Source organism: Chroogloeocystis siderophila 5.2 s.c.1 (assembly GCF_001904655.1).
Taxonomy (GTDB): Bacteria; Cyanobacteriota; Cyanobacteriia; order Cyanobacteriales; family Chroococcidiopsidaceae; genus Chroogloeocystis; species Chroogloeocystis siderophila.
In genome coordinates, this window is record NZ_MRCC01000001.1 from 316,803 (window position 1) to 342,452 (window position 25,650).

The following is a 25,650-nucleotide window of genomic DNA, read 5'->3' on the forward strand; positions in this document are numbered from 1 at the left end:
ACTACTCGCCTTTGAAATATAGCCACGTTAGTACCTGACAGACGAGATCGCGATCCTTCTATCGAGAATATCCTAAGTACTTGCGAAGCTGCTTCAGAGGTCAGAACCTCATAATCTATGGTCTTTGGTTTATAGATGTGGCACTATACAACCAGTAGATTGTGTAGACGAGAGCTATTCATAGTGCCAAGACGCCCTCGTGTTGTTGTGGTTGGTTCTGGTTTTGGTGGGTTGAGAGCAACCCAATCGCTAGCGCGTGCTGACATCAATGTCTTACTCATTGACCGCAACAATTACCATACATTTATTCCTCTGTTGTATCAGGTAGCCGTTGCTGAACTTCAACCTGAACAAATTGCTTATCCTGTGCGTAGTCTTCTCCGACGATTAGCTTTTGCTAATTTTTTGATGGCAGAAGTCACACACATCGACTTTGCTAATCAGGTTGTCATTACTGATGGTTTAACAATTCCATATGATTTTTTGATTCTCTCTACTGGTAGTGAATCGCAGTTTTTAGGAATACCAGGGGCTGACAAGTATGCTTTACCCATGAAAACGCTGCAAGAAGCCGTGTACATACGCAACCATATTCTGTCTTGTTTTGAACAAGCGGTACGCGAACTCGATCCCGCACAGCGTCGATTACTTTTGACGTTTGTGATTGTGGGCGGTGGACCAACCGGCGTAGAATTAGCGGGAGCCTTAGTAGAACTGATTCAGGGTCGATTAGTAAAGGATTTTCCTACACTAGAAATGGAGCAAGTACAGGTAATTTTGCTGCAATCGAGCGATCGCCTACTTGCGGATCTGCCACTACGCTTATCAGACTACACCTATAAACAGCTACAGCGTATTGGCGTGAAAGTTTATCTTCAAGCAAGAGTCAGTAAAGTGACGCCAAATGCCGTTTATCTGGAAAATGGTGCCGTCATTTTCTCCAAGACGATCGTTTGGACTGCTGGCGTACAAGCCTCGCCACCCGCACCAACAGCTGAACTCTTTCCAGCGGCTAAAGGACAAGTTGCGGTTTTACCAACATTACAATTACCAAATCATTCACAAGTCTATGTTGTCGGCGATTCAGCTTATGTTGAACAAGACGGCGAACCCCTCCCATTAGTCGCCCCTGTTGCTTTACAACAAGGTACCCTAGCCGCACAAAACATTTTGCGTCAAATTAAAGGTAAGGAACCAAAACCGTTTCGTTATGTAGATAAAGGTAGGGCGGCGATTATCAAACGCAATGCGGGTGTTGCCCAAACTGGTAACTTTACTTTTACCGGCTTTCCAGCATGGTTATTGTGGTTGGCTGTTCATTTGTATTATTTGCCTGGTGGGCGCAATCGCTTGATTGTCTTTTTAGATTGGCTGCGCGATTATTTCTTTGGCGATCGCGCGATTCGGCTGATTTTTCCTCGAAGTAGTCGGCTAGTACGTGAAGACGATATGTCAAATTCTCCTAAAGACTGGCACAATCAAGAGCATTAAACTATTCTGGTACTACTTTAGGTAAATTTTTATGGACTTTATTCCTTTAGCTGCTCGCGTTTTTCTCTCAGTTATCTTTTTACGCTCTGGCATCAATAAAATTTTTGGCTTTGCTGGTACGCAAGGATTTATGGCTAGTGCGGGAATTCCTGAAGGGCTAACCGGATTTTTGTTAGTAGGTTCGATTGTTTTAGAATTGCTGGGCGCTTTATCGGTCATTTTAGGTTACAAGGCGCGTTGGGGTGCGATCGCGCTGATTGTCTTTCTCGTTCCCACAACGCTGATTTTTCACACTAATTTTGCTGAGGATATGCAGATCAATCAGTTCCTCAAAAATTTAGGACTGATCGGCGGCTTATTAATGGTAGTTTACTTTGGTTCTGGTCCTCTCAGTGTAGATGGACGTAAAGATTTAACTTAGTTCAACACAAAAGTAATTGGCATTTAGCTAAGAGCTAACAGCTAGTAGCTAGTAGCTCTAGTTAAGCTACAGTAACCAAGTATTGCGCGCGAAGTCAACCGACTGCCCTTCAGAATCAACTTGCTCCTGTTGCGGAAATACGACTGTTTGCCGTGCTGATTTATATTTAGGCTGTGGCTGTGATTCGGGTTCTTTTTTCTGTAGCGGTGCAGGTTCTTTTTTCAAAGAATTCACTTGCTCAATTAATTTTGAATTAGCTTCTGCAAGTTGTAAGATCGTTGATTTCGCTTGTTCGAGTTCAGCATTTACAACGTCAAAATCTGCGACATCTTGACGAAGTTGCTTGACTAAGGCTTTTTCATCTTCTAGCTCGACGAGCAGTTCTGCAATCCGATGTTCTAGCGATTTTTCTTTCTCTTGTGCTTGCTTTAAAGCTGCGCGTAATTCAGTCACAATGCCTTCTGAATCTGATGTTGTTTGACTTTGTCGAGTCCGATTTGTACTACGCGCTCTTGCCGTCGTTCTTGTTGATTTTACCACTTCTGTATTTTCCTCGTTGCTTGACTCCTCATTATTTGTAGCATCTGCCTCAGATGAACTTTGCTCAGGTGTTAACTTTTCTCCCTCTTCGTTCAATAAATCTGCAATGCGTTTTCTAACCATTATTGCCTCCAATCGCGTTGTATTTCTGCTGCTACTCGGCGGTAATCTGCTGCTGCTTCGCGAGCGTTTTTCCCTTTTAGTTGAGTGATTGGTAATCCTTCGAGTGCGGCTCTTTCGTGAGCTTTGTAAATTCGGATAAATGTTTTACAAACAGGAATACCTAATTTTATAAGTGTATTTTGTGCTTCTAAAGCTTCTCCTGTACTTCTAACATCAACTTTGGTTAACAATACGCGATGGGGAATTCCTGCGGGTTTGACGGTTGCTTTGACGACTTCAATCAAGGCTGATAAATCCATTGGCGCGCAAGGTGTTGGTAAAACCATATAATCCGCGATCGCAATTACCGCTTTCAACGCGTCTGAACGTAGGGCTGGCGCTGTATCTACTATAACGAAATCGTACCCCTCAACTTTTCGCAATCGCCCCAATAGTTTGGGATCTGTTTCTTGTGCAACATCAAAGGGCATCTTACCGCGTGTCGCCCACCAAGAACAACTCCCTTGGCTATCTGCATCTACTGTTAAAACTTCGTATCGCTCAGAAAAGATCGCGGATAATCCCATTGCCGTCGTCGTTTTTCCTACTCCACCTTTTCCATTCGATACAACAATAATCTTCGGGGGCATGACCTTAATAATATAGGGGTTAAGGATAAAATTTTGTTGAGATTAGCGTGTTGAGTTCTGATATTTGCAAAACTATTTAGTTATCAAATTCATAATTTTTGCTGATTTTCATAGCTTCTCAGTGCGATCGCCACTTTCCTATACCACAATACATCAATTTTTTACTCTACAGGTCATTGTCACATTTACCAAGACAAAACTGAGGGTACGATCACCAATACTCTTATAATTTCTGCGTAAGAAGAATTTGCGGCAATTTGTCAACATTTACGTCATAAAAAGTTAGCTTTGAATATCAAAGAATTATGTTCTTTATTTCTGCTCGTATTGAGTCAACTAGAATGATGCAAAGCGCTATTATTGTCTTGCGCAAGGATTTCGAGAAACTTCGTACACCCCCGCAAAGAATCAAACAAATGCAAGCCATATTCTTGCGAGATATCTTCGCAAACTTTGATGCCACGAATACTATTACCGTTAGTATCTAGTAATGGTGAAAATACACCGATGCCTATTTGGTTGGGCACAATAACAATAATTCCTCCACTAACGCCACTTTTTGCAGGTAGACCAACTTTATACACCCATTCACCCGCAAAATTGTACATCCCACAGGTATACATCACGCTCAGGATATCTCTGACATAGCGTGCATCGACGGCGCGTTCCCCAGTTATCGGATTTATACCATTATTTGCAAGCGTTGCTGCCATAACTGCTAAGTCATGACAATTGACCATAATCGAACACTGCTGAAAATAAAGATCGAGGGCTTCCTCGATGCGTTCGTCAATCATGCCAAAATTAAGCATTAAATGTGCCATCCCTCGGTTGCGGTGTCCAGTGGTACGTTCTGACATGAAAACTGAGATATCCACAAAGATTTCACGACCGATGTAGCGCTGAAACATATCAAGCATTCGGTTGAGGCGTTCAGTTGGTCCTGAACCCTTAATCAGACTTGTTGTCGCGATCGCACCAGCATTAACCATTGGGTTGTAAGGACGTTTTGAGCGTTCGTCGAGAATAATCGAATTAAACGCTTCTCCGGTGGGTTCTACACCGACCTTGGTTAAAACGTAATCGCGTCCGTGTTCTTCTAACGCCATTCCGTAGACAAAAACTTTGGAGATCGATTGAATCGTAAATAACTGATTGTAGTCTCCAACTTGATAAACTTGACCATCGACGGCGATCACGCAAATGCTAAATAAATCAGGGTCTACTTTCGCAAGTTCGGGGATATAGCTTGCGACTGCACCCTCGCGGAGGTGTTTGTATTTAAGGTACAAGCCTTCTAGGTATTCTTGAAAAGCGTGTGAGTGAGAGAAAGAGCGATCGCATTGTATCTCGTCTACCATAAATAAAATAATAGTAGAGGTCAGGGGTCAGCGTTACAAGGTGGGTTAGAACAATAGTTTTAAGACTTTATAATGTCATAATCATCTTGAGCATTGCTATAAATAAAAAAAGTCCATCTTGTGGACTTATGATGAACTTATATTTTGAAAAACCTGCTTTTGTTTAGCTAGCTAATTGTTTGCGTAATATCTGTATCTACGAGTAGCGTTGCTGCACCAGAAGTGTAACGATTGTACAGATTATTATCTAATGGAGTTGTGCCACCACTAATCCAGCCTTACAGTGTGGAAGTGATGCGATCGCCTACATTTCCTTTTTTAGTAAGATGAACTCTGAACAGGAGCATAACCAGGAGCGCCGACAATAATATCGTCAAACCCATTGCCGTTGACATCCCATGCACTACTTACGGAAAAGCCTGATCCGTCGTTAGAGTCGATACCCTTGAGCACAAATCCATTACTACCATTAAGGTCAGATACACTGAAGTCGTCATCCGTAAACCTGAGATAGGTGCCAGTTAAACTTAATGCTTGTGTAGAACCCTGGATAATTGGTACAAGTTCATCAGCTTCGCCTCCTTTGTTTCGGAAGACTGCTGTTCCTGCGGGGATTCCACCTGTTGAAGCTGTTAAAAAGTAGTCTGAACGTTTGCCGCTAAGTCGAATGAGATCCTTGTCAGGATTAAAGAAAGACTGTTGTCGTAGTTCCTGATACAAATAAGTCTCTACCACTACCACCTGTGAGTCTATCCTTCTCGCCTTTACCGCCATCGCTACCAATCAATGTATCATCGCCTTTATCACCACGGCGTTGCTGAAAGGATAATGAATTAAGCTGGCAGAGGAACCGTCCAATACCTCAAATAGTGCAGTAATAAGCGGAGTGAACACAACACGAGTCATATAAATTTTGCTCACAATCTGATCTCCAGGTTCGATGAACATCGGGTACACCTTCCACCCATCGGTGACGTAAAAGAAACAGTGCCAGCATTTGACAATGAGCCACAACCGCTTGAAGGTTGCTGCACTACGGTCGCCGATTACCCACGCCAAAATTCCAGCTTGCAAGGGAATTGACGGCTGTCCAAATCCAGAGTGGCGTTGCGCTTGCTGCCGACAAAGGTTTGCACTTCATCTAGAGCGGTTATCTCTGGGATTTCTTCAGACTTTGGAGCATCTTTCATTTGATGTCCAGCCTCTCGAATCCAATGCATGACAGTGGTATGGTGAATCTCCGTGACTCGTTCGATGCCACGCAGTCCCATCCCTGCAACAAAGTATCCATCCAAAGTTGCCGCCGCAGTTGATTATTTGCGATCGCTCAACTCTAATGATTAAGCCTTTGTATACCATGGGCGATACTGGATTTGAACCAGTGACTTCTTCCGTGTGAAGGAAGCACACTACCACTGTGTTAATCGCCCAGGAAAATCTTAAGGTAACACACAAACGAGTTCATTCACAAACGCGTAACAAGAGTAAACTGTTGGTCTAACATGCAGGAGCTCCAGTTGCTAATCTCCCTGCGGATACTCATCCCATAAAGTCGTGATTTCGCGAAGACTTTGATGATTGCCATCACCTAAAATCAGATGGTCGAGTAAGGGAACGTCTAAAAACTGCGCACCCGCTAAAAGTTGTCGCGTTAATTCGATATCTTGCGGACTCGGCTCTAGATTACCAGAAGGATGATTGTGAGCAACAATAACTCTTGTTGCACCTTGGCGAATCACTTCACGAAAAATTTCGCGGGGAGAAGCTAACGTTTCGGTTGCTGTACCAATTGTAATCACCTGCGTGCCAATCAGGCGATTTTTAACATCTAAAAGCAACACCGCAAATCGCTCTTGCGCCTGCCACATTAAGTCTTGGCTTAACGATGCAGCGGCGGCAGATGGGCTATCAATGACTGTACGCTCTAGCGGACGCGATTGAAACGCTCGTTTACCAAGTTCAACCGCGGCAATAATTGTCGCTGCCTTAGCTGCTTTAATACCGTGAATTTGCATCAGTTCTTGAGGTGTAATCTCTCGAAGAACAGCTAAAGGATCGCGCTGATTTTTGCCTAGTTCTTGTAAGATAAACTGCCCTAAACCTACCGCTGAAAGTTTTCCCTGTCCTTGACCTGTGCCTAGTAGAATTGCAATTAATTCGGCGGTGGCAAGATTTTTCGCACCATGCGTTAACAATCGTTCGCGAGGTCTTTCAGTCGTGGGTAAATCTGCAATCCTTAAACAGTAGGTCATGACAATTGGGCAATACTCAGTACTTACAGTGAGACTACCTTTAGTTATGCCCTTTTTTGTCTAAAAAGTTACATTCAAATTAAAAATACTTCATTAAATAAGGGTGAATAGAAGAGTAAAGAACTCTCTTGCAATGAACCTTGTTGCTCAAATAGTTATTGACTGGTATACTTGTGTCGCTTTTAACATATGATAAGTAATTAGCAGTTGCGTCATTGCCAGCGGATAACTTTGAATTGTCTCTCCAGTAGTACCAGCAACTTTACCGAGTTCAGGGTTACTTTCACGACTGCAAAAGTGTGATAGATGTGGCGGCATATCGTTACAGATAATCTTTTCTAGTTCATCTACTTGTTCAGATGTTGCATGACCATCAACTTCTAAGACATCTACTGGCTTATTCATATCGCGATCCAAATCTAAACGAATTGCCGGATGCGGATGGCTGCTGATAATATCCAAAATTTGGGTAAAATCTGGATGTGGAATAGTTGGACGCAGGACTAAGCGAACATTTAAGTGACCGTTACCTTGGTCGGAACCATCGCTTGGAGGATAAAAACTGACAACGACATCTGCCCACTGGCGCTGAGGACGAATGAATTGTTCAGAATCAGGTTCGCGCTTTTCGAGTTCTGCTTTGACTTGTTCTGCTGTATATCCACGTTTTTGCGTATCGCGTTTAATCTTCCACTGCGCGCGTAGTGATTCGGGAGGCGCGAGGTAAACTTTGACATCAAATGAGTCTCTCGCACCACGCGTCGAATAGCCGAGAAGTCCTTCTACGATGACAAACTTACTGGGCTTAATGTATTGTGGTGGCTCAAAAGTCCCTGTTTTATGGCTATAAATTGGTTTGAGAATTGGTTGTCCTGTGCGCAGTAATGATAGGTGCTGCTGCATAATATCAAGATAGTTGCAGTCAGGATGTAGCGCTGTAATTCCAATCTCAGCGCGTTGACGGCGATCATAGCGATGATAGTCGTCTGTACAGATAACCGTAACATTCTCTGGACCAAGTACCTGAGCAATTCCCTTTGTTAAAGTAGTTTTACCAGCAGCACTGTCTCCAACAATGCCAAGCATAATCGGGCGATGACTCATGATTCCTCCAGGGCAAGCGCGCAGATACGGCTAGATGCGAAATTTTTATCATTCTAATGCAGTAATCGAGCGTAACTCAATACTACGACACTTACTTAATACGGGCTTTTACATATAAAGGTTGAACTTATTAATAATGACTGCATTTTTGTACTTAATTGTTTAAATATATAACAGACACATCTACGTCACCAGCCTTTAAGACTTGTTTGACAAGGTTCTTGAGCAATTGACCCTGATATTTTCGGTTGGACTATGGGGAGATTGTCTTTTATATAGCGCTGAAGCAAAGTAAGGTCTTTAACAGAGTTACTTTACAACGTAGAAGTGATAACTCTCGATTCAAAAAATATGAAAAAAATACCTAGAACTGCGCTTGTCTTTATCATTGTAATCAGTCTTAGCGGGAACCATCAACGGCAGCGATACGCCATACATCGAACAGTAAAGCTATGGCTATACTTTTACGAGCAGCATAAAGTAATGGCATATGAAAAGATTTGCTTTTGTTAATGATGCAGCAGAAAGAGAGTACAAAGCTTTTCCTAAAGATGTTTAGTAAGATTTTGGAACTAGCTTAAGAGCAGTGCACAAAAATAAAAAAACGTTTCTACCAATAACACTTTTAAAAAGTATTGAGGCTGGTGTAATCGAACTAAAAATCAACGACGGCAGTTCTACTTTTAGTTGTGTATATATTGTTAAATACTTTGATAGTGTTTTTGTCCTACATTCTTTTGAAAAGACAACAAATGGCGTAGATAAGCAAGCAATGAAAAGCTTAGAACAACGATACAAAGAGTTGAAAGCTGAATTGGCAAAAATGGAAATGCAACTACTGCAACTTTACTAAGACAAAGTCCAGTTAAGTCTATTTGCTTAATTGATGTCGTTTAGATATTATCAAACGGTTGAAGTTTCTATGGGCGGTACTGGACTCGAACCAGTGACATCCTGCTTGTAAGGCAGGCGCTCTACCAACTGAGCTAACCGCCCGTTTTGTACGCAAGTATTTATAGTAGCAAATCATCGCTAGAAAAGCTAGTATTTTTGAAAAATATTTTGCTGAGGATATTCATTAAATTCAATGCCCTCTGGTAGAACGCATGATCGCATTACTTTATGGGGCTTGCCCTTGATTGCGGGTCTGACTTTTTTTCAGGCTCACAGCGCTAGTTTGACACTCATTGTAGCTGGAGCTTATCTTTTTAGCGGCTTAATGTTTGGTCCAGATTTGGATCTGTACTCTAGACAGTACCAGCGTTGGGGCTACTTGCGGTGGATTTGGCGACCTTACCAAAAAGCCTTTCGCCATCGCTCAATCTTTTCGCACGGGTTACTCATTGGGACAACGCTGCGGGTGCTGTATTTAGGTATTTGGTTGGCATTTTTGGGAATTTTTGTTCTGGGAGTGGCGCATTTGATTTGGGCAGTGGAATTAAGTTGGCAACAACTGGTTGCACAAAGTCGGCGATCGCTTGTGCAAAACGCGGCTGAATGGTTTTACTTGTTTCTCGGACTCGAATTAGGTGCAATGAGTCATTCTTTGAGTGATTGGAGTTGTTCTGCCTACAAGCGGTTACAACAAAATCGTGGCAAAATGAAGAAACGTAAAGCAACGCGCCCAATAAAACTCAAACGTCGTCGATAACGTTTTCGGATGACTCACCCGCAAAGATCAAATCAACCGCAAGCTACGCACGAAACTTTGGTAGCAATGCAAGAACTTATTGATGTCGTAGCAAAACTGCGATCCCCTGATGGTGGTTGTCCGTGGGATTTAGCCCAAACACCAGAAACATTGATTCCCTATATCATTGAAGAAGCCTACGAAGTCGTAGATGCGATTCGCACTCAAGATCGAGAAGCGATCGCGGAAGAATTAGGAGATTTACTCTTACAAGTTGTATTGCAAGCACAAATCGCCTCAGAATTTGGTCATTTTAGCCTCAAAGAGGTGGCGCAAGGAATTACTCAAAAACTGATTCGCCGTCATCCTCATGTTTTTGGAGATGTTAGTGTTCAAAACGTCGATGAAGTGCGGCAAAATTGGGAACAAATCAAAGCAGCAGAAAAAGGCACATCACCGACAGATACGCAAAAATTGAGTCATAAACTCAGTCGCTACGCGCGATCGCTTCCACCACTTTTAGCAGGAATGAAAATTTCCCAAAAAGCTGCGGCGGCGGGATTTGAGTGGGAAAATATCGCAGGAGTATGGGCAAAATATCACGAAGAACTTGCCGAATTTCAAGAAGCGATCGCCCATAAATCAATAGAAGAACAACAAGCCGAACTCGGTGACTTATTATTTGTGATTATTAATTTGGCGCGATGGTATCAACTCGATCCTGATGCAGCGTTGCAAGGAACGAATCAAAGATTTGTTCAACGTATCATCCAAATGGAAACTTTTGCCGAGCGTCCTTTGTCGGAGTATACGCTGGAAGAATTAGAAAATTTATGGCAACAAGCTAAAGCCAAATTAGCTAACATCCAGCCTTCTGAGGATACGGTTTAGTTTTTATATCTTATGGTAAAAATATTGCAAGTTTTCAGCTTGGCGATCGCGACTGCTACAAGTTTGATTGCAAGTACAGCCTTAGCCCAACCAAATCACAAATTGACTGTAGTTGTAGATAGAATTGCCCGTCCTAGAGGTCAAGTTTGCTTTAGACTTTATGATAAAGATAAAGGTTTCCCGCAAAGTGATGCTGGTGTGATTCAAAGTGGTTGCACGAAGGCGCAAGGATTTTCAGTTGTAGCAGAATTTCACGGATTACAATCTGGAACGTATGCAGTGACAGTATTTCATGATGAGAATAATGACCAAAAACTGAATACAAATTTCTTAGGTATTCCCAGAGAAGGTTTTGCAATTTCTAATAATCCACCCGTAAAAATTGGTGCGCCAAAGTTTAATAATGCTAGTTTCAGTGTTGAGGGAGATACAACGATTAGAGTCAATATGCGATATTTATAAAAATTGAGGTAGGGAAGCGATCGCACTACAAAACAACAAAAGCAGTTCTTAACTAGCTTCTTTATACTATTTTTTTACACAGTTTTAACTCATTCAGTGCATAAAACAATCAGTTTAAATATAATCAATTCTCCGTTTGATAGAAACCTCAACTTTATTGCTATCGCGCACTTATTGGTAAACCCAACCAATCACTAAGTTCAACAGCTAGCCAGTCTAACTCAATTTCCGAGAGTAAACCACCCCCTCCAATTTTAAACTTTCTAGTTCCAGCCCAAATATTAATTTGTGGTTTTACTTCTACCCGCCCTCCGTCAGAATCTGTCCTGTAAGAAGTCTGAGTTCTTTCTAACTTAATCACGCGCTGCCGCAAAGCAGGACGGGGATGATGGTATGTCAACCCAAAAAGTTGATACTTTAAAGCAATCTTCTCTTGATCTATACGCAGCCAAATCTGTCCAAAAAAGGCAAACAGAATCTTAATAATCAACCAAATACCTACTGCTAAATGCCCTAGGGCAAAAAAAGCTGCAAACCATCCTCCAGAACTCCAGCTGCTAAGTGCCATAGCATACCAGTTTACTAAAAAACTAATCCAAAGAATGGCAAAGAAAATGATAGTCAAAAGTTCCAGACTAAATCCTTTTGGTGGAATATAAATTTCTAAAATATCGTGCTTTTTGCTTAAAACAACCTTAGAATCTGGAGGTTTTACCGCAGCTAGAAATTGCGTCTTTCTTAGCGTTTCACATTGAAGAGCTTGTAAGGCATGATGCGCTGATTCTAAGCGCTGTTCAAGGGTTGGTTCAGTCATCCATTGTAACCAATCTATGAAGGAGGGTGAGAGGCTAGCGTATTTTTCAAAGCAAATTCGTAAATTTTTTTGGGGTAAATCGGTAGGATGTTGTCCTGTAGCCAAATAAATTAATGTTGCTCCTAAACTATAAAGATCGGATGCGGGTACGGCTCGATCTCCAAACTGTTCAGGTGGCATATAGCCATAAGTACCGACAATAGTTTTAGTTCCGCCTTCATTTGCCGCAGCTTGCACAGAACCAAAGTCTACGAGATAAACTTGACTGACATGATTGCCAGAACGATTGGCTAGCAAAACATTACTTGGCTTGATATCGCGATGAATGATCGGAGGATAGCAGTTATGCAAATAAATAAGAATTTCTAGAACAGCTTTAGCAATCTGCTTCAACTCGGTTTCACTAAATCTTCGCCCTCTTTTAGTATGTTCTATTAACGAAGGAGCATCAATATAGCTTTGTACTAAGGCGAAGCCTTTTCCCAAAGTGGTCTCAATATCAAAATAGTCAACGTAGCGCGGGATAGCTGGATGTGAAAGTTCCTTCAAAACCTTAGCTTCACGCTCAAATAGCTTCAGTGTTTCCCACTTTAGGTTACTATTAAAAATTAATAGCTTAATAACAACTAATTCACGAGTTTGTTGATCGACGGCAAGCAAAGTTTTTTGATCGAGATGTTCTCCTAGCTGTTTTTGAATTTTATAACGATTTTGTAATATACGCTCTATCATAGGGAATACCTCAAATAAGTAACCCTGTATCTCTATGTCTTTACTAATGACACTAAGTGTATAAGTAAATCGGTAAGAAGCAATGAGATTGAAAAGCTGATAAATGGTTATCAGAAAAATATTGTGCAATAATTACCTAATCACTGTTAACAGTGATTAGAGGCTAAAAAATAAATTTTAATTACTGCTACCTAGGTTTTTGATAATAAAGCTATTTTTATGCTTCCTTATGTCTAACTATCTGTTAGTTGATTTTTTCATATCACACTCGCGTCACTTTCATTAATTCAACTATAATACGGGTTTGTCAGAATGTCTTTTTTTCGCTTAAGAAAGTAATAAGTACATAGCCTTTACACAAAGTTGCGGTGAATTCTTAACTCATTATTAATCCATTTACACAAAGAAAATATAGTATTTATAAAAATAAAAAGTAGCAGCATTTACTATAATCGTGCTGCTATGAGTAACTACAACAAGAATGGACTAATCTTATAGAAAATTACTAAGGAATCTCAATTTATGTAATTTTAGATGTGTGATATATAAGCTGCTTAACCAAATAAAATATATTTTAATCACTTGGAAACTAAAGCTCTAGTGTATTTGGCAAGCAACTTTAAGGACTACACTCTTATTGACTTGATTCATTTATTGGTATTTGAGCGTGGTAACAAGATGTATTCTTTACTAATAACTGCACAAACAATACAGAAATAAAGTGATCGCAGTTTGCAATCAAGTTAAGCAAGCATTGGTAGTATCACTACACCTAAAATAATTGCGCCGCCCCCTGTAACGTATAACCAAAAGCGGTGATAGCTGTTAACAACTGTACCTGCATCAGTACGTAGCTGAGCTAAATCTAACCACGGCATAACGCCACGGCGAAACCAACCAACAGTACTCACCGGAGAACCAATTAAGTTTTTGACGCGGTTCATTCCAAAAAACAAGTTTCCAAACGCACCAAAGCGCGAAGCATAGCGTAGATAGATCATCCCTGTACAGTCTTGTAGCTTCAAATCAGAGCCAAACTGATACCCAGCATCACCACGCCCGATTAATTCACCTTTGAGTTGGATTGGCTTACCACGTAAGGGACTTGCATAGGGATTAGACATTAGTTCCAGAACATCAGAACTCGCAGCAAATTGAAAATTGGGAAACATTACCGCAGTTTTGATAAAAGTTCCTATGCCAAAACCAATTAAAACTGTTGCAATGATAACTGTTCCACTCGCAATTTCGGCAGAAAATAGTAGTAAACCAACAACAAAACCAATAAGAATTCCGATCGCTTCTGCACTATAGAGCAATATGTCTAACGCAAAGTTACCGTAGAGCTTTTTCTTATCAAGACTTTTACCCTCAGCAATAACGCGACTGAAATCAAACTCCGTTTCTAATCCTAGTTGTTCGGCATAAGTACTTAAAGCGCGGACGCGTTTTCCAGTCAAGGGGTGGGTGGAATTCAATTCCATAAACCAGCCCCAAGGGTTAAACATATCCCACAAGAAAACACGCCCTAATTGTTGTGGTTGCGCAATTCGATACGCGGTTCCGGTTGCTGTCGCAGCTTTGGCGTCGTAGATACCTAAAGCACGAGTACCTTCAATTAAGCGACTTGGTTCAGTAGCGTGTTTACTTTCTTCTAAAATACCGTAGGCGATCTTGACTAAAGCGCGAGATAGTGCATTAGGATTCCCTGTGCTTTCAGCCGCGAAATGATCCGCATAGTATTCGCGCGTGCGTGAGAGGTAAAGAAGTAGATAAGTGCCGACTAGATAAAACACATAGGCGACTGCTGCGGCTGTACCTGCGGCATTTTTTATTTTTTCACCGCCGCTTCTTCCTAATTTACGAGCAAAGGTGTAAATTAAGTAAGTGATTTGGACTGGAGTTGACGCCAGCGTCATCACAGCAAAGTCCCAGTGGACGATGTGACCGAGTTCATGCGCGTAGACTGTGGCAATTTCTTCATCTTCTAAGTAGGTGAAAAGTCCTTGGCTGACGACCAAACGCGCTGTATTCGGTAGCGAGCCGTAGGTGAAGGCGGTAGGATTTTGATCGTCGATAATTCCCAATCGGGGCTGCTGTAGCTTTTGTTGTCCACAGATGCGTTGAATAATTCTTGCTGTTTCTGGGCTATGGCGCTGTATTTCTGCAAGAGATACCCAGCGGGTACGATACAGCCAATTCTGCATCAAGTCCATGAGCAATGGTGAGAGGAAAAAGGCTGCGGTGTTGAATAGAAGTGTGCCGGCGATCGCAACCATCAATCCGCTGGTAGGATTATCGCTACTGAGGATGAATGTCAGTGCTAAAAACAAGACGAATACCATTCCCAAAAGCAAAGTTATCGTTACGCCGGATGCTAGCGCCAGATTACTTGCAACTCCTGCCATAGCAAGTTTAATACCTGCTTGTGCGGCTCGTTTTGGTTTGGTGTGTGATGTACGAGATTGTGATTGTTTATTTAAAGATTCAAGCGCAAGTTTTGCCCACTTTTGGGCTTCTGGATGAGGGTGAGTCGCAAGTTGTCTCGCCAGCGCGATCGCACGCGAGCGTTGATTTTTTTGATACGCTTTGATTAACCAAAATTGTACTTGTAGATAGTATTTACTGTTATGGTCGATACTACTGCAATAGTTTTCTAGTATTTCTACTGCTTCGTGGTAACGTTGTTGTTGATAGGCTTCTATAGCTGTTTGTAATAATTCAAATTGAAGAGACATAAGTTCGCCTCTGTATGTACTTGTCTTTATATATACCCAGAACTTCAACGTTACTTCTTGTCAATTCGGAGAAGTTTGATGAAGATTGTGTAAATTAAGACATTGAATGAACCGCGATTGCCAAGCGTTAGCGTGGAGAGGTGAATCTAAAATTCCAAATGGGAGCGGTGATTGATAGGATCGTAGAGCAGTCATTAGTGTAATGTTATGACTACTCAGATTAACCTTTCGTTAACTGCGCTCGCCCGCAAAACTCGTGACTGCGCGCAAACATTAGCAGTTTTATCTACTGAAGCGAAGAATCAGGCGATTGAGGCGATCGCGCAAGCGTTAGAAGCTGCTGCGGATGAAATTTTGGCGGCGAATGCGGCGGATTGTGCTGCGGCGGCACAAGATGGAATTCCTAAACCTTTATATCATCGACTGAAGTTAGACCGCGCAAAGTTGCAAAGTGCGATCGCGGGGGTTCGGGATGTTGGAAGACTCGCCGATCCCGTAGGGGAAGTGCAAATTCACCGTCAGCTTGATGATGGTTTGATTCTCAAGCGCGTGACTTGTCCTTTGGGTGTGTTGGGGGTGATTTTTGAAGCTCGTCCTGATGCAGCGATTCAAATTTCAGCGTTGGCGATAAAATCAGGTAATGGCGTGATTCTTAAAGGTGGGAAAGAAGCAATTCGCTCGTGTGAGGCGATTGTTAAAGCGATTCATCTTGGATTATCTCAAACCGCGATTAGTCCTGATGCTGTGCAGTTATTGACTACCCGCGAAGCAACTTTAGAATTATTGCAACTCGACCAATTCGTTGATTTGATTATTCCTAGAGGTTCTAATTCGTTTGTGCGCTTTGTTCAGGAGAATACGCGCATTCCAGTATTAGGTCATGCGGATGGTATTTGTCATCTTTATGTTGACCGTGCAGCAGATTTAAGTCAAGCAGTGGCAATTACTGTAGACTCGAAAACGCAGTATCCAGCGGCGTGTAATGCAATTGAAACGCTGTTAATCCATGAAGCGATCGCACCCGCATTTTTAACGCTTGTCGCCCCAGCTTTGCAACAGCATAATGTTGAGTTACGCGGCGATGCTAGAACTTGTGAAATTCTAGACAATATTACGCCTGCAACCGAAAGTGATTGGTCAACGGAATACAGCGACTTAATTTTATCAATTAAAGTTGTTGATTCTTTAACGGACGCGATCGCGCATATTAATGAGTATGGTTCGGGACATACAGATGCGATCGTTACCGAGAATACCGATGCAGCAGAGACTTTCCTCTCGCAAGTCAACGCGGCTGGTGTCTTTCATAATTGTTCTACGCGCTTTGCGGATGGCTTCCGTTACGGTTTTGGTGCTGAAGTTGGAATTAGTACGCAAAAACTTCCACCACGCGGACCTGTGGGGTTAGAAGGTTTGGTAACTTACAAGTATAAGCTCGTAGGTCATGGTCATATCGTCGCAACTTACAGCGGTGACAATGCCAAATCGTTTGCACACAAAGATTTAGACTAAAGCTTTTAGCAATGCTTGGAGTTTGAGTTGAATCTCTGCCACTTCGCGATCAGGATTAGAACCGGCAACGATACCTGCACCTGCATAAAGTCTAGCGCGATCGCGATCAATCATTGCTGAACGAATGCCGACGATAAACTCGCTGTTTCCTTGCGCATCTAGCCACCCTATAGGTGCAGCGTATAAACCGCGTTCAAAAGTTTCATAATCTCGAATTTTCGTGCAAGCCTTATCGCGTGAGACGCCTGCTACCGCTGGAGTAGGATGTAACGCCGCAACGATTTCTAGCGGGTGAACGTGAGTCGGTAGTTGAGCTTGAATTGGCGTCCACAAGTGCTGAATATTGGAAAGTTGCCGCAGTCGTGGAGGTAAAATTTGTGGTGTAATTCCCAATTGATACAAGCACTGGGTAATAAAATCACTAACGACGCGATGTTCGTGTTGTTCTTTTTCGCTCGTGAGCAAACTATTGGCTAGCATAGTATCCTCTGCTAGAGTTTTACCGCGTGGTGCCGATCCTGCTAGGGCATCGGTGCTTAACTGTTGGTTATGGATACTGATTAAACGTTCTGGGCTGGCACCAATAAAGTTTTGTCCTTTCCCGTTACTGATGGCAAAAATGTAGCATCCTGGATGAATGTTGCGTAAATTGTCAAGCGATCGCAATAAGTCTATAGGTTCTTCATAAGTTACATCTAGAGGATGCGCTAAGACGATTTTCTGAAAATAATTGGATTCGATTAACTCTAGGCAAGATGTGATCGTCTTTTTAAAATTCTTAATATTTTTTTCTTCATTGCAGATGATTGAGTTAGTGTTATTGATTGCAGTTGATGTGTATTTTAAGAAATTTATCGTTCTCACTATTTGACACAAATCTTGGTATAATCTATCTAAGTTTGTCTTAGCATCTATCAAAAAATTAGCAACTAATATGCAGTGATCGCCGTTGCAAGAAATTTGCCAGCGAGGTAGAAAAACTGTAACTGCTGAAAATGGATAATTGCTTTGTGTTATCTCATCAAAAAAGCTGAAGCTACAGAAAAAGTGTGGACTTATAGCATCTTTGCTTGTGCCAATGGTGATAGTCTGCGCGAGACACGAATTGATAAATTGTTGGGCTTGGGCGAAGCGATTTGCGCCGCAAGTTTGTAACTTTGTAACTACGTCAATTGCTGCGATCGCTTGATTTTTGCTTTTGTTCTCAAAGTAAAAACTCTGTTGATTTGGTTTGGCTATTTGCTGAAGTACGATTAATGGATCGACGCTATCAATTTCGAGCGAAACACTCACAATCTGCGATTCATTTGCTACATTTTGTTGGCAATAGGAAAGAAATTGGTATAGCTCATTATGGTAAACAAAAGTATGCGGGTGACACGGTAAAACTGGCATGGATGGCGAAAAAGTAAATTTTTTTAAAGTTTTCTTCCTAAGTTGTGATTAACCGTGGTGTATTGCTAGTAACATAACTCATGCTGTGATTAACCACTTTGTTGTCTAACCTAAAAACTAGACAGGCGAAGGAGGGCTTTTACCGTGTACTGCTTCTCTAGCAAGGTTTATCATCGCTTCCACAGTTTGATATCTCATTTTATGTTACAGAATAATCGACAATGTTTAAAGAGAATTTTATAATTTTCTATTAACAAGGTGAGACTTTTATCTATTACAAAGAAAGTTTACTAACATAACAGCTTTTGTGCGATTTAGCAGTTTAATCAAACTAACATAATGACTACAAAACTGATAGAATATCCAAATACCAAGTTATGGATGGCAGCAATTAAGCCACCAATGTACAGCGTGGCAATTATGCCAATATGGGTAGGAAGTGCGGTCGCATTTGCTGAAACTAAATATTTTCACTCAGCAGTATTCTCAACTTTTATCGCTGCGGCAATATTCATTCTTGCTTGGGAAAATTTGAGTAATGATGTGTTTGATTCAGAAACTGGAATCGATAAAAATAAAGCTCATTCTCTCGTTAATTTAACAGGTAATAAATCGTTTATATTTTGGCTAGGGAACTTATTTCTAGCGTTAGGATTACTCGGAATATTAGCAATTGCTTGGTGGCAACAAGATTTAACGGTCGTTGGTATAATTTTACTGTGCTGTGTGTTGGGTTATATGTACCAAGGACCTCCTTTTCGCCTAGGGTATCAAGGTTTAGGTGAGATTATTTGTTTTGTTTGTTTTGGTCCATTGGCAGTCGCAGCAGCATATTATAGCCAAACGCAATCATGGTCACTTATGAGTTTAGCGGCTAGTGTCATTGTGGGCATTGTCACGAGTTTGATTTTATTTTGTTCGCATTTTCATCAAGTTAAAGACGATTTAGCCGCAGGAAAGCGATCGCCAGTTGTGCGTATGGGAACGCAGCACTCTGCAAAACTTTTGCCTTGGGTTGGTGGTAGTATTTATGTCATAGTCGGTTTATTCGTCATTCTCGGCATATTTCCCGTTTGGACGTTACTCAGCTTGCTCAGCTTACCGTTTGCATTCAAGCTATTTCGTCACGTTTGGCAATATCACAATCAACCCGAAAAAGTGAGCAATTGCAAATTCTTAGCCGTAGAAATGCATTTTTGGAGCGGTTTGCTACTTGGTTTAGGGTTTATGCTAGCAGCAAGTTAAGTAATGGTTGGTCATTGGTAATTGGGTCAACTTATTAACTATTCCCCATTTCCCATTACTTAGCCTTAAAAAGTATGATTTCTAACATTTGATGTGGAAATAGCAACCTACCAGCTTGAGTTTCGTCGCTACCAACGACAATTTCAATCACCACTTCACACAAGTCACGGTATCTGGAAAGTGCGTGAGGGAATTATTCTGCGTTTTACAGATGCGACGGGTAAGGTAGACTATGGTGAAATTGCCCCTATAAGTTGGTTTGGTTCGGAAACAATCGAACAAGCTTGGGCTTTTTGCTGTCAGCTACCGCCAAAAGTAACTCAGGAGATGATTGATTCGATTCCCGATACTTTACCCGCGTGTCAATTCGGGTTTGAGTCAGTGTTGGAAGAGGTGGGAGATGGAAAACCTAGTCTAACTTATAGTGGGTTGTTACCTGCTGGAGAAGCAGCTTTAGGCGCTTGGGAGAAATTGTGGGAAAAAGGTTATCGTACCTTTAAATGGAAAATTGGCGTTGGTGCGATCGCAGAGGAATTAAAAATCTTTGCAAAACTGATGCAATTACCCGTGTCGGCGAAACTACGCTTAGATGCAAATGGAGGATTAAGTTACGATCAGGCGCAGTTGTGGTTGCAGACGTGCGATCGCTTTGCAGAAAATCCCGCAGGAACGGTAGAAGTTGAGTATCTCGAACAACCATTAGCAGTAGAAGAATTTGCAGCGATGTTAGAGTTGAGTCGCTGTTATAGCTGCGCGATCGCCTTAGATGAGTCTGTCGCGACATTGAAGCAATTACAAGAATGCTACCACAAAGGTTGGCGGGGGATTTTCATTATCAAGCCTGCGATCGCGGGGTTTCCTTCACGTCTGCGTCAGTTTTGTCGTGAATATCAAATTGACGCGGTTTTTTCCTCTGTGTTTGAAACAGAAATTGGTAAGTCAGCAGCTTTGAAACTTGCAAGGGAATTATCTTCGCCAAATCGGACGGTAGGGTTTGGAGTCGATCATTTGTTGGCACCAGAAGATAGCCAATGGCTAGAAAGGTTATGGAGTACTCACTAGCAGATTTTAAGAACTACACCAAAAATCATTTGCTTTGTGAAAACAGCGATCGCCTACCGCAATTAATTGAGGAGATCTCTTCACAAATTCAATTTCTTCAACAAAATTCTAAAGTTCTTCTTGCTGAACGCGAACCTGTAAGATTTTTAGCGAGTTTTATCGCTGCTTATACTGCGGGCTATCCTATTTTTCTATGTAATCCTGATTGGGGAAACTATGAGTGGCAACAAGTCTTTGATTTAGTTCAACCCGACATTATCTTAGCAAGTCATTTAGAAATGCCTGCCACAGTTACCACCAATACCAATGACCCATTACCCATTCCCAACTCGATCATGATTCCTACTGGTGGTTCGTCAGGCAAAATCAAATTTGCGATCCACAATTGGGAAACACTTGCAGCATCAGTAACAGGTTTTAGAAAATATTTTCAACTTGAGCAAGTTCATTCGTACTGCATACTGCCACTGTATCACGTCAGCGGCTTCATGCAGTTTATGCGTTCTTTTATCAGTGGGGGCGATCTCGTTATTCAAAACTTCCAGCAAATGGAACAAGCAATTTATCCGAACCTACAACGTTTTTTTATTTCCTTAGTACCCACACAACTACAACGAATTTTGCAATCGTCACTTAGTGATCGCTTAGCAGAATTTCAAACGGTATTATTAGGTGGTGCGCCAGCTTGGAGTGAATTGTTAACACAAGCCCGAACCCAAAACATCCGTTTAGCACTAACTTACGGAATGACAGAAACCGCTGCGCAGATTGCAACGCTTAAACCTGAGGAATTTCTGCAAGGGAAAACCAACTGTGGGAAAGTTTTACCTCACGCGCAAGTGACCATTTGCAATCAACAGGGTAACATTAAAATTCAAGCCGAATCTTTAGCGCTAGGCTACTATCCGCATATCTTTACCCAACCAGAACTTACCCTAGACGATCTAGGTTATTTCGATAATCAAGGATATTTAAACATCATTGGGCGTAGTAGCGACAAAATCATTACAGGTGGCGAAAACGTTTATCCCGTCGAAGTTGAAACAGCAATCCGCGATACCCAAATGGTAACGGATATATGCGTCATTGGCATTCCCGATCCTCATTGGGGACAAGCTGTAACAGCGATTTACGTTCCCAAATCAAATACATCCGCAACAACCTTACAAACAACCCTCAAAGCCAAACTCAGCAAATTCAAAATTCCCAAACATTGGATTTCCCTCACCACCTTACCCCGCAACTCCCAAGGTAAAATCAATCGTCAATCTTTACAACAACTCGCCTTAACCTTACTCCAAAAATAGATATATCTTCCCTGCTATCTGTCCCCCCACTGCTGCAACCATTGTTCCATTTCCACCGATAAACTTTGCCTTTTTCGACTTTCCGCATCAATACAAACGTGTTGAGTCATTGCTTTTGCGACAACCTTTTCCGTCGCCATCACCTCATAAGCAATTGTGAAACTATCCTCTTGTAATTTTTGCGGAATCAAGCGAATCGATAACAAATCGCCACAAAATAGCGGGCGAAAAAAATCGACACTCGCACGCACAATCGGAAACGCCACCGCAGGATTGCTAAAAAAAGCCTTCAGATTGAACCCTGATGTTGCTAGCGATGCTTCGTAAGCTTCATGACACATCGCCAAGACGTTAGCAAAGTAAACAACACCAGCTGCATCGGTATCTTGAAAGCGAACAGTGCGATGATAAGTAAACGCCATTTTAGGAAAAAGAATAATCTGAGGAAGATGAACAATTGCACTCGCACCTCATAACCGCAGTGTTCAATAAGCAGCTTACCAAATAGCTATACATTGCTTAAGTTCGTCAAGATCGAGATAATCAGTTGTGAAAGCTTTACGTAACAATCCTGGGGGAATGAATTCATCGTATTTTTGAATTCTGGGGGCTTCAGCCGCTGCTACTAAATCTTGGGTAGTGATGCTGCGATCGCCTAACGAAGTCATAACATCATAAAGCTGTGTTATCTCTGTACCTTTAAGTTTGAGATAGTAGGGATTCGTTCCTGTAATGCTTTTAATTTCCAAATCTTCTCTCAAGCAGTAGTTTAAAACTCTTTCTAACGTTCTATACGCAACTGTACCCATCCAAGGAAAAAGATAACAAGCATCATTTTCTAGGACAATATTATCTAAGTTAATTCGTCTAGCGAGTTGTCGTGCTTTTTTCAGGCGATCGCGTGCATTTTGTTGTAGATAACTATACTCTATATCTTCAAGTAATACTTTGCGCATTCGTTGCATAACTTTGGTATGAATATTACCGCTTCCACCGCGCCAAGCGATGCTAGCGCTTCCAGCAACTTGTTTGACAACAATCGTTTTTCTTTTAAAATCTACGTCTAAAACTTCCCACGTTCTTCCAGCTAAACTGAATTGATCTCCTACAGGTGGTGGAGTTAGAATGCTGCCAATTTCTGTAGAATCGTTTTTTACAGTGTATTCTTCATTGTCGGGAAAAACGGCATAAAACTGAAATTTTGAGATAACTTTTTCGCCAGCTAAACCAATAATCAATTTTCCCGACTCATGCTGAATATGATCGATATCAATTAAATAGCGTAGTAGGATTCTGTAGTCGTCTTTTGAGATAGCACTAAACGGTGGTAAACTAAGAACTTGCTGGGCTAAAACCGCAGGAGACGATTCTCCCATTGCTGCTAAAATGCTCATTGTTTGGTGATACAGCAAGCTGAGCGGATATTCTAGTGGTTGTATCGGTTCAATCCAACGTTCTTCGAGATAAAGTTGAATAATTGCAATACACTGTAAAAGTTGCCAAGGAATTTGTGCAGGTAACGATGCTGCAAGCGATAACTCATTTTCTGCACAAACAAAACGCATATCCGCAGGTTCGCCGCGTCTTCCAGTACGCCCTAGACGTTGCAAAAAACTTGCTACACTCAATGGTGCTTCTAGCTGAATAACTCGTTCTAATTGTCCAATATCTATCCCTAATTCCAACGTTAATGTTGCGGCTGTCACTGCTAAAGGTGTATGGCGCATTGCCTTTTCAGCTGCTTCTCTTAAAGAAGCCGATATACTCCCGTGATGTACGTGATAAATATCTGGTAATCCTTCCGCTTGTGCAAGTTGGCGTAAAGAAGCAATGACTGATTCGGTTTGCGAACGATTGTTTGCAAATATTAAACATTTACAGTGACTTAAATTGAAAATATATTTGTGGTAGTTACTACTATCTTGGGTGTTGATATAAAAATGTTCTACAGCTAATTTAATTTGGCGCTTTTCTGATTCTATCTGAGGAGTGATGACGGTTCGATTTGTACCAGAAGCGAGCCATTTTTCTGCCAAAGAGTAATCGCCTAGCGTTGCTGATAAACCAATTCTCCGAGGATAATTATGAGTAACATTTTCTAAACGTGCTAACTGACAAAGAATTTGATAGCCGCGTTCAGAACCCATAAAAGCATGAATTTCATCAATAATGACAAATCGTAAGTCACCAAAAAGACGAGTTAAATCATGATGTTTTCTCAGTAACAATCCTTCTAGAGATTCTGGGGTAATTTGGAGAATTCCTTTTGGGTTTTTCAATAGCTTATTTTTGCGACTTTGCGAAACGTCACCATGCCAATGCCAAATCGGAATATCAGCTTCTTTAACTAAATCATTTAACCGTTGAAATTGATCATTAATTAATGCTTTAATAGGACCTATGTATAATGCCCCAATCGTTGACGGTGGCTGTTCGTGCAGTAGAGTTAATACAGGTAAAAATGCTGCTTCGGTTTTCCCCGCAGCCGTACCAGCGGTAATTAATAGATGAGCATCAGTATCAAAGATAACTTCGCAGGCGGCGACTTGTACTAAACGTAATTCGTTCCAGTTATGCTCGTATATGTATTGCTGGATAAAGGGCGCGAGTTTATGAAATGTGTCTTTACTCATAAACTAAATTCCGCAGCATCATCTTTGTTAGAAGTTAAGCGTAAATCTGCGCCGCGAATGAGTTGAGAAAAGGCGATCGCTGGATTTTGGTGTATAACATTGAGAACACCGATAAAGTCGCGCACAATTTCCCCTGGTGTTAATAACGCTTCTGCACCCAAGCGATTTTCTACTGCTTGCACAAAGTTTTGAAAATCTTGCTTTTGCAACTTAACTTCATAACCAAAATTAACAGCATGAACATCAGCTATTCGTTGTAAAAGAGCATAAATTTCTGCTGAATTTAAAGGAGTCAATCGAATCACTGGGCTGAAAACATCTTGCATACCAGCTTGTTTAACAAAACGGCTTTCTTTAGTGCGTCTTTGCCAAGCTGGGTTTTTAAAAAGCCCGCGATTGGGATCTTCTAAAAACTTTGGAGTACCACTTACAAAAATTCCTAAGTTTTCGACTCTACCCTGCATTGTATCATTAAAGATTGCTAGCAGTTTATCGTAATTCTTCTCGCGGGCGATCGCATTGGCAATCTGATATAAATGTACAGCTTCGTCGAGAAAAACTAAAAGCCCTTGATAACCAATATCCGCAGTAAATTTAGCGATGAGTTTAATATAGTCGTACCAAGTATCATCGTCAATAATCACGCGAACTTCAGCTAATGCTGATTTTGCTTCCGTTTTGCTATTAAACTCACCGCGCAGCCACCGTAAGGCTGCACTTTTCTTCTCGTCATTTCCTAATCGGTATCCACGCCAATACGCGCTGATGACGTTACCAAAATCGAATCCGTGAACTAATCCTTCTATACTTGCAACAACTTCTTGAATGCGGGTTTCTACATAATCGTCAAAGCGATCGTCATTTGGGCGGGTTCCGGTTTCTTTTGCAACTTCTTGTTGAATTTTATTAATCCAACCCTCTAATATGGAAACTAACGCACCACCTTCGGGACGATTTTTGATTGCCATATTTCGCATCAATTCGCGGTAGGTTGCTAATCCTTCTTGATTTGTTCCTGCTAGTCGTTTTTCAGCAGATAAGTCAGCATCAGCTACGACAAATCCTTGTTCCATTGCTTGGTTGCGCAGCAATTGCAACATAAAACTTTTACCTGAACCGTAGTTTCCGACAATAAAGCGAAATGCTGCACCTTTTTGTGCAACATCCTCAAGATTCTGCAAAAGACTTTTGATTTCTTTCTCTCTACCAACCGCTACATTGTCAATTCCGATTCTCGGTACGACGCCAGCACTCAAAGAATTAATAATAGCACTCGCAATTCGTTTACTGATTTTTGTGGACATTGAA

General features: G+C 41.5%; 22 protein-coding genes, 2 tRNA genes and 2 pseudogenes. 10 read left to right on the plus strand and 16 right to left on the minus strand.

Going from position 1 to position 25,650, the window contains the following annotated elements; genetic code table 11:
• Nucleotides 1-183: 183 nt before the first annotated feature.
• Nucleotides 184-1,491, plus strand: a complete 1,308-nt coding sequence (locus tag NIES1031_RS01495; RefSeq protein ID WP_073547764.1) for an NAD(P)/FAD-dependent oxidoreductase — start codon at nucleotides 184-186, stop codon at nucleotides 1,489-1,491.
• A gap of 31 nt (nucleotides 1,492-1,522) precedes the next feature.
• Complete coding sequence (locus tag NIES1031_RS01500) at nucleotides 1,523-1,912, plus strand: DoxX family protein (RefSeq protein ID WP_073547765.1); 390 nt, start codon at nucleotides 1,523-1,525, stop codon at nucleotides 1,910-1,912.
• Between the two features lie 66 nt (nucleotides 1,913-1,978).
• Here NIES1031_RS01500 and NIES1031_RS01505 read toward each other — a convergent pair whose 3' ends face one another.
• The 9 genes and pseudogenes from NIES1031_RS01505 to NIES1031_RS01545 form a co-directional block, all read right to left on the minus strand.
• The gene (locus tag NIES1031_RS01505; protein ID WP_073547766.1) at nucleotides 1,979-2,575 is read right to left on the minus strand and encodes a hypothetical protein; all 597 of its coding nucleotides are present in this window, start codon (nucleotides 2,573-2,575) and stop codon (nucleotides 1,979-1,981) included.
• A complete protein-coding gene (locus NIES1031_RS01510; RefSeq protein ID WP_015189644.1) occupies nucleotides 2,575-3,204 on the minus strand; it encodes a ParA family protein in 630 nt (209 codons plus the stop codon). Before NIES1031_RS01510 ends, NIES1031_RS01505 begins: the two co-directional genes overlap by 1 nt.
• Nucleotides 3,205-3,536: 332 nt before the next feature.
• Nucleotides 3,537-4,565 carry a glutaminase A gene (gene glsA / locus NIES1031_RS01515; protein WP_073547767.1) on the minus strand — a complete coding sequence of 343 codons (1,029 nt, stop codon included), beginning with the start codon at nucleotides 4,563-4,565 and terminating at the stop codon, nucleotides 3,537-3,539.
• A gap of 318 nt (nucleotides 4,566-4,883) precedes the next feature.
• A complete protein-coding gene (locus NIES1031_RS01520) occupies nucleotides 4,884-5,300 on the minus strand; it encodes an integrin alpha (RefSeq protein WP_236738675.1) in 417 nt (138 codons plus the stop codon).
• A 98-nt stretch (nucleotides 5,301-5,398) separates the two neighbouring features.
• Nucleotides 5,399-5,630, minus strand: a pseudogene (locus NIES1031_RS26575) (IS1 family transposase); the annotation flags it as partial.
• The gene (locus tag NIES1031_RS26580; RefSeq protein ID WP_178378021.1) at nucleotides 5,612-5,755 is read right to left on the minus strand and encodes a hypothetical protein; all 144 of its coding nucleotides are present in this window, start codon (nucleotides 5,753-5,755) and stop codon (nucleotides 5,612-5,614) included. The pseudogene NIES1031_RS26575 and the gene NIES1031_RS26580, both read right to left, overlap by 19 nt.
• A 168-nt stretch (nucleotides 5,756-5,923) precedes the next feature.
• Nucleotides 5,924-5,995, minus strand: a tRNA-Val gene (locus NIES1031_RS01535).
• A gap of 90 nt (nucleotides 5,996-6,085) precedes the next feature.
• Nucleotides 6,086-6,817 (minus strand): RadC family protein, encoded by a 732-nt coding sequence (radC, locus tag NIES1031_RS01540; protein WP_073547771.1) that lies wholly within the window; start codon nucleotides 6,815-6,817, stop codon nucleotides 6,086-6,088.
• 147 nt (nucleotides 6,818-6,964) lie between these two features.
• Entirely contained in the window at nucleotides 6,965-7,921 is a 957-nt protein-coding gene (locus tag NIES1031_RS01545) for a phosphoribulokinase (RefSeq protein WP_073547772.1), read from the minus strand.
• 577 nt (nucleotides 7,922-8,498) lie between these two features.
• Between NIES1031_RS01545 and NIES1031_RS01550 the strand changes: the two are divergent.
• Nucleotides 8,499-8,774, plus strand: a pseudogene (locus NIES1031_RS01550) (type II toxin-antitoxin system RelE/ParE family toxin); the annotation flags it as partial.
• Between the two features lie 70 nt (nucleotides 8,775-8,844).
• Here NIES1031_RS01550 and NIES1031_RS01555 read toward each other — a convergent pair.
• A tRNA-Val gene (locus NIES1031_RS01555) sits at nucleotides 8,845-8,917 on the minus strand.
• Between the two features lie 91 nt (nucleotides 8,918-9,008).
• Between NIES1031_RS01555 and NIES1031_RS01560 the strand changes: the two genes are divergently transcribed.
• The 3 genes from NIES1031_RS01560 to NIES1031_RS01570 are packed head-to-tail and all read left to right on the plus strand — an operon-like array spanning nucleotide 9,009 to nucleotide 10,904.
• On the plus strand, nucleotides 9,009-9,572 hold the full coding sequence (locus NIES1031_RS01560; RefSeq protein WP_073547773.1) for a metal-binding protein: 564 nt from the start codon (nucleotides 9,009-9,011) through the stop codon (nucleotides 9,570-9,572).
• A gap of 9 nt (nucleotides 9,573-9,581) precedes the next feature.
• A complete protein-coding gene (gene mazG / locus NIES1031_RS01565; protein WP_073547774.1) occupies nucleotides 9,582-10,442 on the plus strand; it encodes a nucleoside triphosphate pyrophosphohydrolase in 861 nt (286 codons plus the stop codon).
• A 12-nt stretch (nucleotides 10,443-10,454) separates the two neighbouring features.
• Nucleotides 10,455-10,904 carry a DUF2141 domain-containing protein gene (locus NIES1031_RS01570; RefSeq protein ID WP_073547775.1) on the plus strand — a complete coding sequence of 150 codons (450 nt, stop codon included), beginning with the start codon at nucleotides 10,455-10,457 and terminating at the stop codon, nucleotides 10,902-10,904.
• Nucleotides 10,905-11,064: 160 nt separating this feature from the next.
• Here NIES1031_RS01570 and NIES1031_RS01575 read toward each other — a convergent pair whose 3' ends face one another.
• A complete protein-coding gene (locus NIES1031_RS01575; protein WP_073547776.1) occupies nucleotides 11,065-12,450 on the minus strand; it encodes a serine/threonine protein kinase in 1,386 nt (461 codons plus the stop codon).
• 743 nt (nucleotides 12,451-13,193) lie between these two features.
• Nucleotides 13,194-15,188 carry a M48 family metalloprotease gene (locus NIES1031_RS01580; RefSeq protein WP_073547777.1) on the minus strand — a complete coding sequence of 665 codons (1,995 nt, stop codon included), beginning with the start codon at nucleotides 15,186-15,188 and terminating at the stop codon, nucleotides 13,194-13,196.
• A 207-nt stretch (nucleotides 15,189-15,395) separates the two neighbouring features.
• Here NIES1031_RS01580 and NIES1031_RS01585 point away from each other — a divergent pair, with 207 nt between their 5' ends.
• Complete coding sequence (locus NIES1031_RS01585; RefSeq protein WP_143167678.1) at nucleotides 15,396-16,700, plus strand: glutamate-5-semialdehyde dehydrogenase; 1,305 nt, start codon at nucleotides 15,396-15,398, stop codon at nucleotides 16,698-16,700.
• On the opposite strand, the gene NIES1031_RS01590 is transcribed toward NIES1031_RS01585, so the two are convergent.
• Nucleotides 16,692-17,993 carry an isochorismate synthase gene (locus NIES1031_RS01590; protein WP_236738676.1) on the minus strand — a complete coding sequence of 434 codons (1,302 nt, stop codon included), beginning with the start codon at nucleotides 17,991-17,993 and terminating at the stop codon, nucleotides 16,692-16,694. The genes NIES1031_RS01585 and NIES1031_RS01590 overlap by 9 nt on opposite strands.
• Nucleotides 17,994-18,434: 441 nt before the next feature.
• Between NIES1031_RS01590 and menA the strand changes: the two genes are divergently transcribed.
• From menA to NIES1031_RS01605, 3 genes are all read left to right on the plus strand, one after another.
• Nucleotides 18,435-19,340 (plus strand): 2-carboxy-1,4-naphthoquinone phytyltransferase, encoded by a 906-nt coding sequence (menA, locus tag NIES1031_RS01595; protein ID WP_073547779.1) that lies wholly within the window; start codon nucleotides 18,435-18,437, stop codon nucleotides 19,338-19,340.
• A 93-nt stretch (nucleotides 19,341-19,433) separates the two neighbouring features.
• The gene (locus NIES1031_RS01600) at nucleotides 19,434-20,402 is read left to right on the plus strand and encodes an o-succinylbenzoate synthase (protein WP_073547780.1); all 969 of its coding nucleotides are present in this window, start codon (nucleotides 19,434-19,436) and stop codon (nucleotides 20,400-20,402) included.
• Nucleotides 20,372-21,709 carry a 2-succinylbenzoate--CoA ligase gene (locus tag NIES1031_RS01605; RefSeq protein ID WP_143167679.1) on the plus strand — a complete coding sequence of 446 codons (1,338 nt, stop codon included), beginning with the start codon at nucleotides 20,372-20,374 and terminating at the stop codon, nucleotides 21,707-21,709. Before NIES1031_RS01600 ends, NIES1031_RS01605 begins: the two co-directional genes overlap by 31 nt.
• A gap of 14 nt (nucleotides 21,710-21,723) precedes the next feature.
• On the opposite strand, the gene NIES1031_RS01610 is transcribed toward NIES1031_RS01605, so the two are convergent.
• The 3 genes from NIES1031_RS01610 to NIES1031_RS01620 form a co-directional block, all read right to left on the minus strand.
• A complete protein-coding gene (locus NIES1031_RS01610) occupies nucleotides 21,724-22,131 on the minus strand; it encodes an acyl-CoA thioesterase (protein ID WP_073547782.1) in 408 nt (135 codons plus the stop codon).
• A 75-nt stretch (nucleotides 22,132-22,206) separates the two neighbouring features.
• The gene (locus tag NIES1031_RS01615; RefSeq protein WP_073547783.1) at nucleotides 22,207-24,342 is read right to left on the minus strand and encodes a DEAD/DEAH box helicase; all 2,136 of its coding nucleotides are present in this window, start codon (nucleotides 24,340-24,342) and stop codon (nucleotides 22,207-22,209) included.
• Nucleotides 24,339-25,646: an ATP-binding protein gene (locus NIES1031_RS01620; protein WP_073547784.1), complete on the minus strand. Its 1,308-nt coding sequence runs from the start codon at nucleotides 25,644-25,646 to the stop codon at nucleotides 24,339-24,341. The genes NIES1031_RS01615 and NIES1031_RS01620 overlap by 4 nt, the downstream gene beginning before the upstream one ends.
• Nucleotides 25,647-25,650 lie beyond the last annotated feature (4 nt).

Coding starts and splice junctions, on each gene's coding strand:
- NIES1031_RS01545 (WP_073547772.1), bottom strand. CDS start 7,921: ATGAGTCATCGCCCGATTATGCTTGGCATTGTTGGAGACAGTGCTGCT.
- glsA (WP_073547767.1), bottom strand. CDS start 4,565: ATGGTAGACGAGATACAATGCGATCGCTCTTTCTCTCACTCACACGCT.
- NIES1031_RS26580 (WP_178378021.1), bottom strand. CDS start 5,755: ATGAAAGATGCTCCAAAGTCTGAAGAAATCCCAGAGATAACCGCTCTA.
- NIES1031_RS01615 (WP_073547783.1), bottom strand. CDS start 24,342: ATGAGTAAAGACACATTTCATAAACTCGCGCCCTTTATCCAGCAATAC.
- menA (WP_073547779.1), top strand. CDS start 18,435: ATGACTACAAAACTGATAGAATATCCAAATACCAAGTTATGGATGGCA.
- NIES1031_RS01570 (WP_073547775.1), top strand. CDS start 10,455: ATGGTAAAAATATTGCAAGTTTTCAGCTTGGCGATCGCGACTGCTACA.
- NIES1031_RS01585 (WP_143167678.1), top strand. CDS start 15,396: ATGACTACTCAGATTAACCTTTCGTTAACTGCGCTCGCCCGCAAAACT.
- NIES1031_RS01505 (WP_073547766.1), bottom strand. CDS start 2,575: ATGGTTAGAAAACGCATTGCAGATTTATTGAACGAAGAGGGAGAAAAG.
- NIES1031_RS01500 (WP_073547765.1), top strand. CDS start 1,523: ATGGACTTTATTCCTTTAGCTGCTCGCGTTTTTCTCTCAGTTATCTTT.
- NIES1031_RS01605 (WP_143167679.1), top strand. CDS start 20,372: ATGGCTAGAAAGGTTATGGAGTACTCACTAGCAGATTTTAAGAACTAC.
- NIES1031_RS01575 (WP_073547776.1), bottom strand. CDS start 12,450: ATGATAGAGCGTATATTACAAAATCGTTATAAAATTCAAAAACAGCTA.
- NIES1031_RS01610 (WP_073547782.1), bottom strand. CDS start 22,131: ATGGCGTTTACTTATCATCGCACTGTTCGCTTTCAAGATACCGATGCA.
- mazG (WP_073547774.1), top strand. CDS start 9,582: ATGACTCACCCGCAAAGATCAAATCAACCGCAAGCTACGCACGAAACT.
- NIES1031_RS01560 (WP_073547773.1), top strand. CDS start 9,009: ATGCCCTCTGGTAGAACGCATGATCGCATTACTTTATGGGGCTTGCCC.
- radC (WP_073547771.1), bottom strand. CDS start 6,817: ATGACCTACTGTTTAAGGATTGCAGATTTACCCACGACTGAAAGACCT.
- NIES1031_RS01620 (WP_073547784.1), bottom strand. CDS start 25,646: ATGTCCACAAAAATCAGTAAACGAATTGCGAGTGCTATTATTAATTCT.
- NIES1031_RS01580 (WP_073547777.1), bottom strand. CDS start 15,188: ATGTCTCTTCAATTTGAATTATTACAAACAGCTATAGAAGCCTATCAA.
- NIES1031_RS01510 (WP_015189644.1), bottom strand. CDS start 3,204: ATGCCCCCGAAGATTATTGTTGTATCGAATGGAAAAGGTGGAGTAGGA.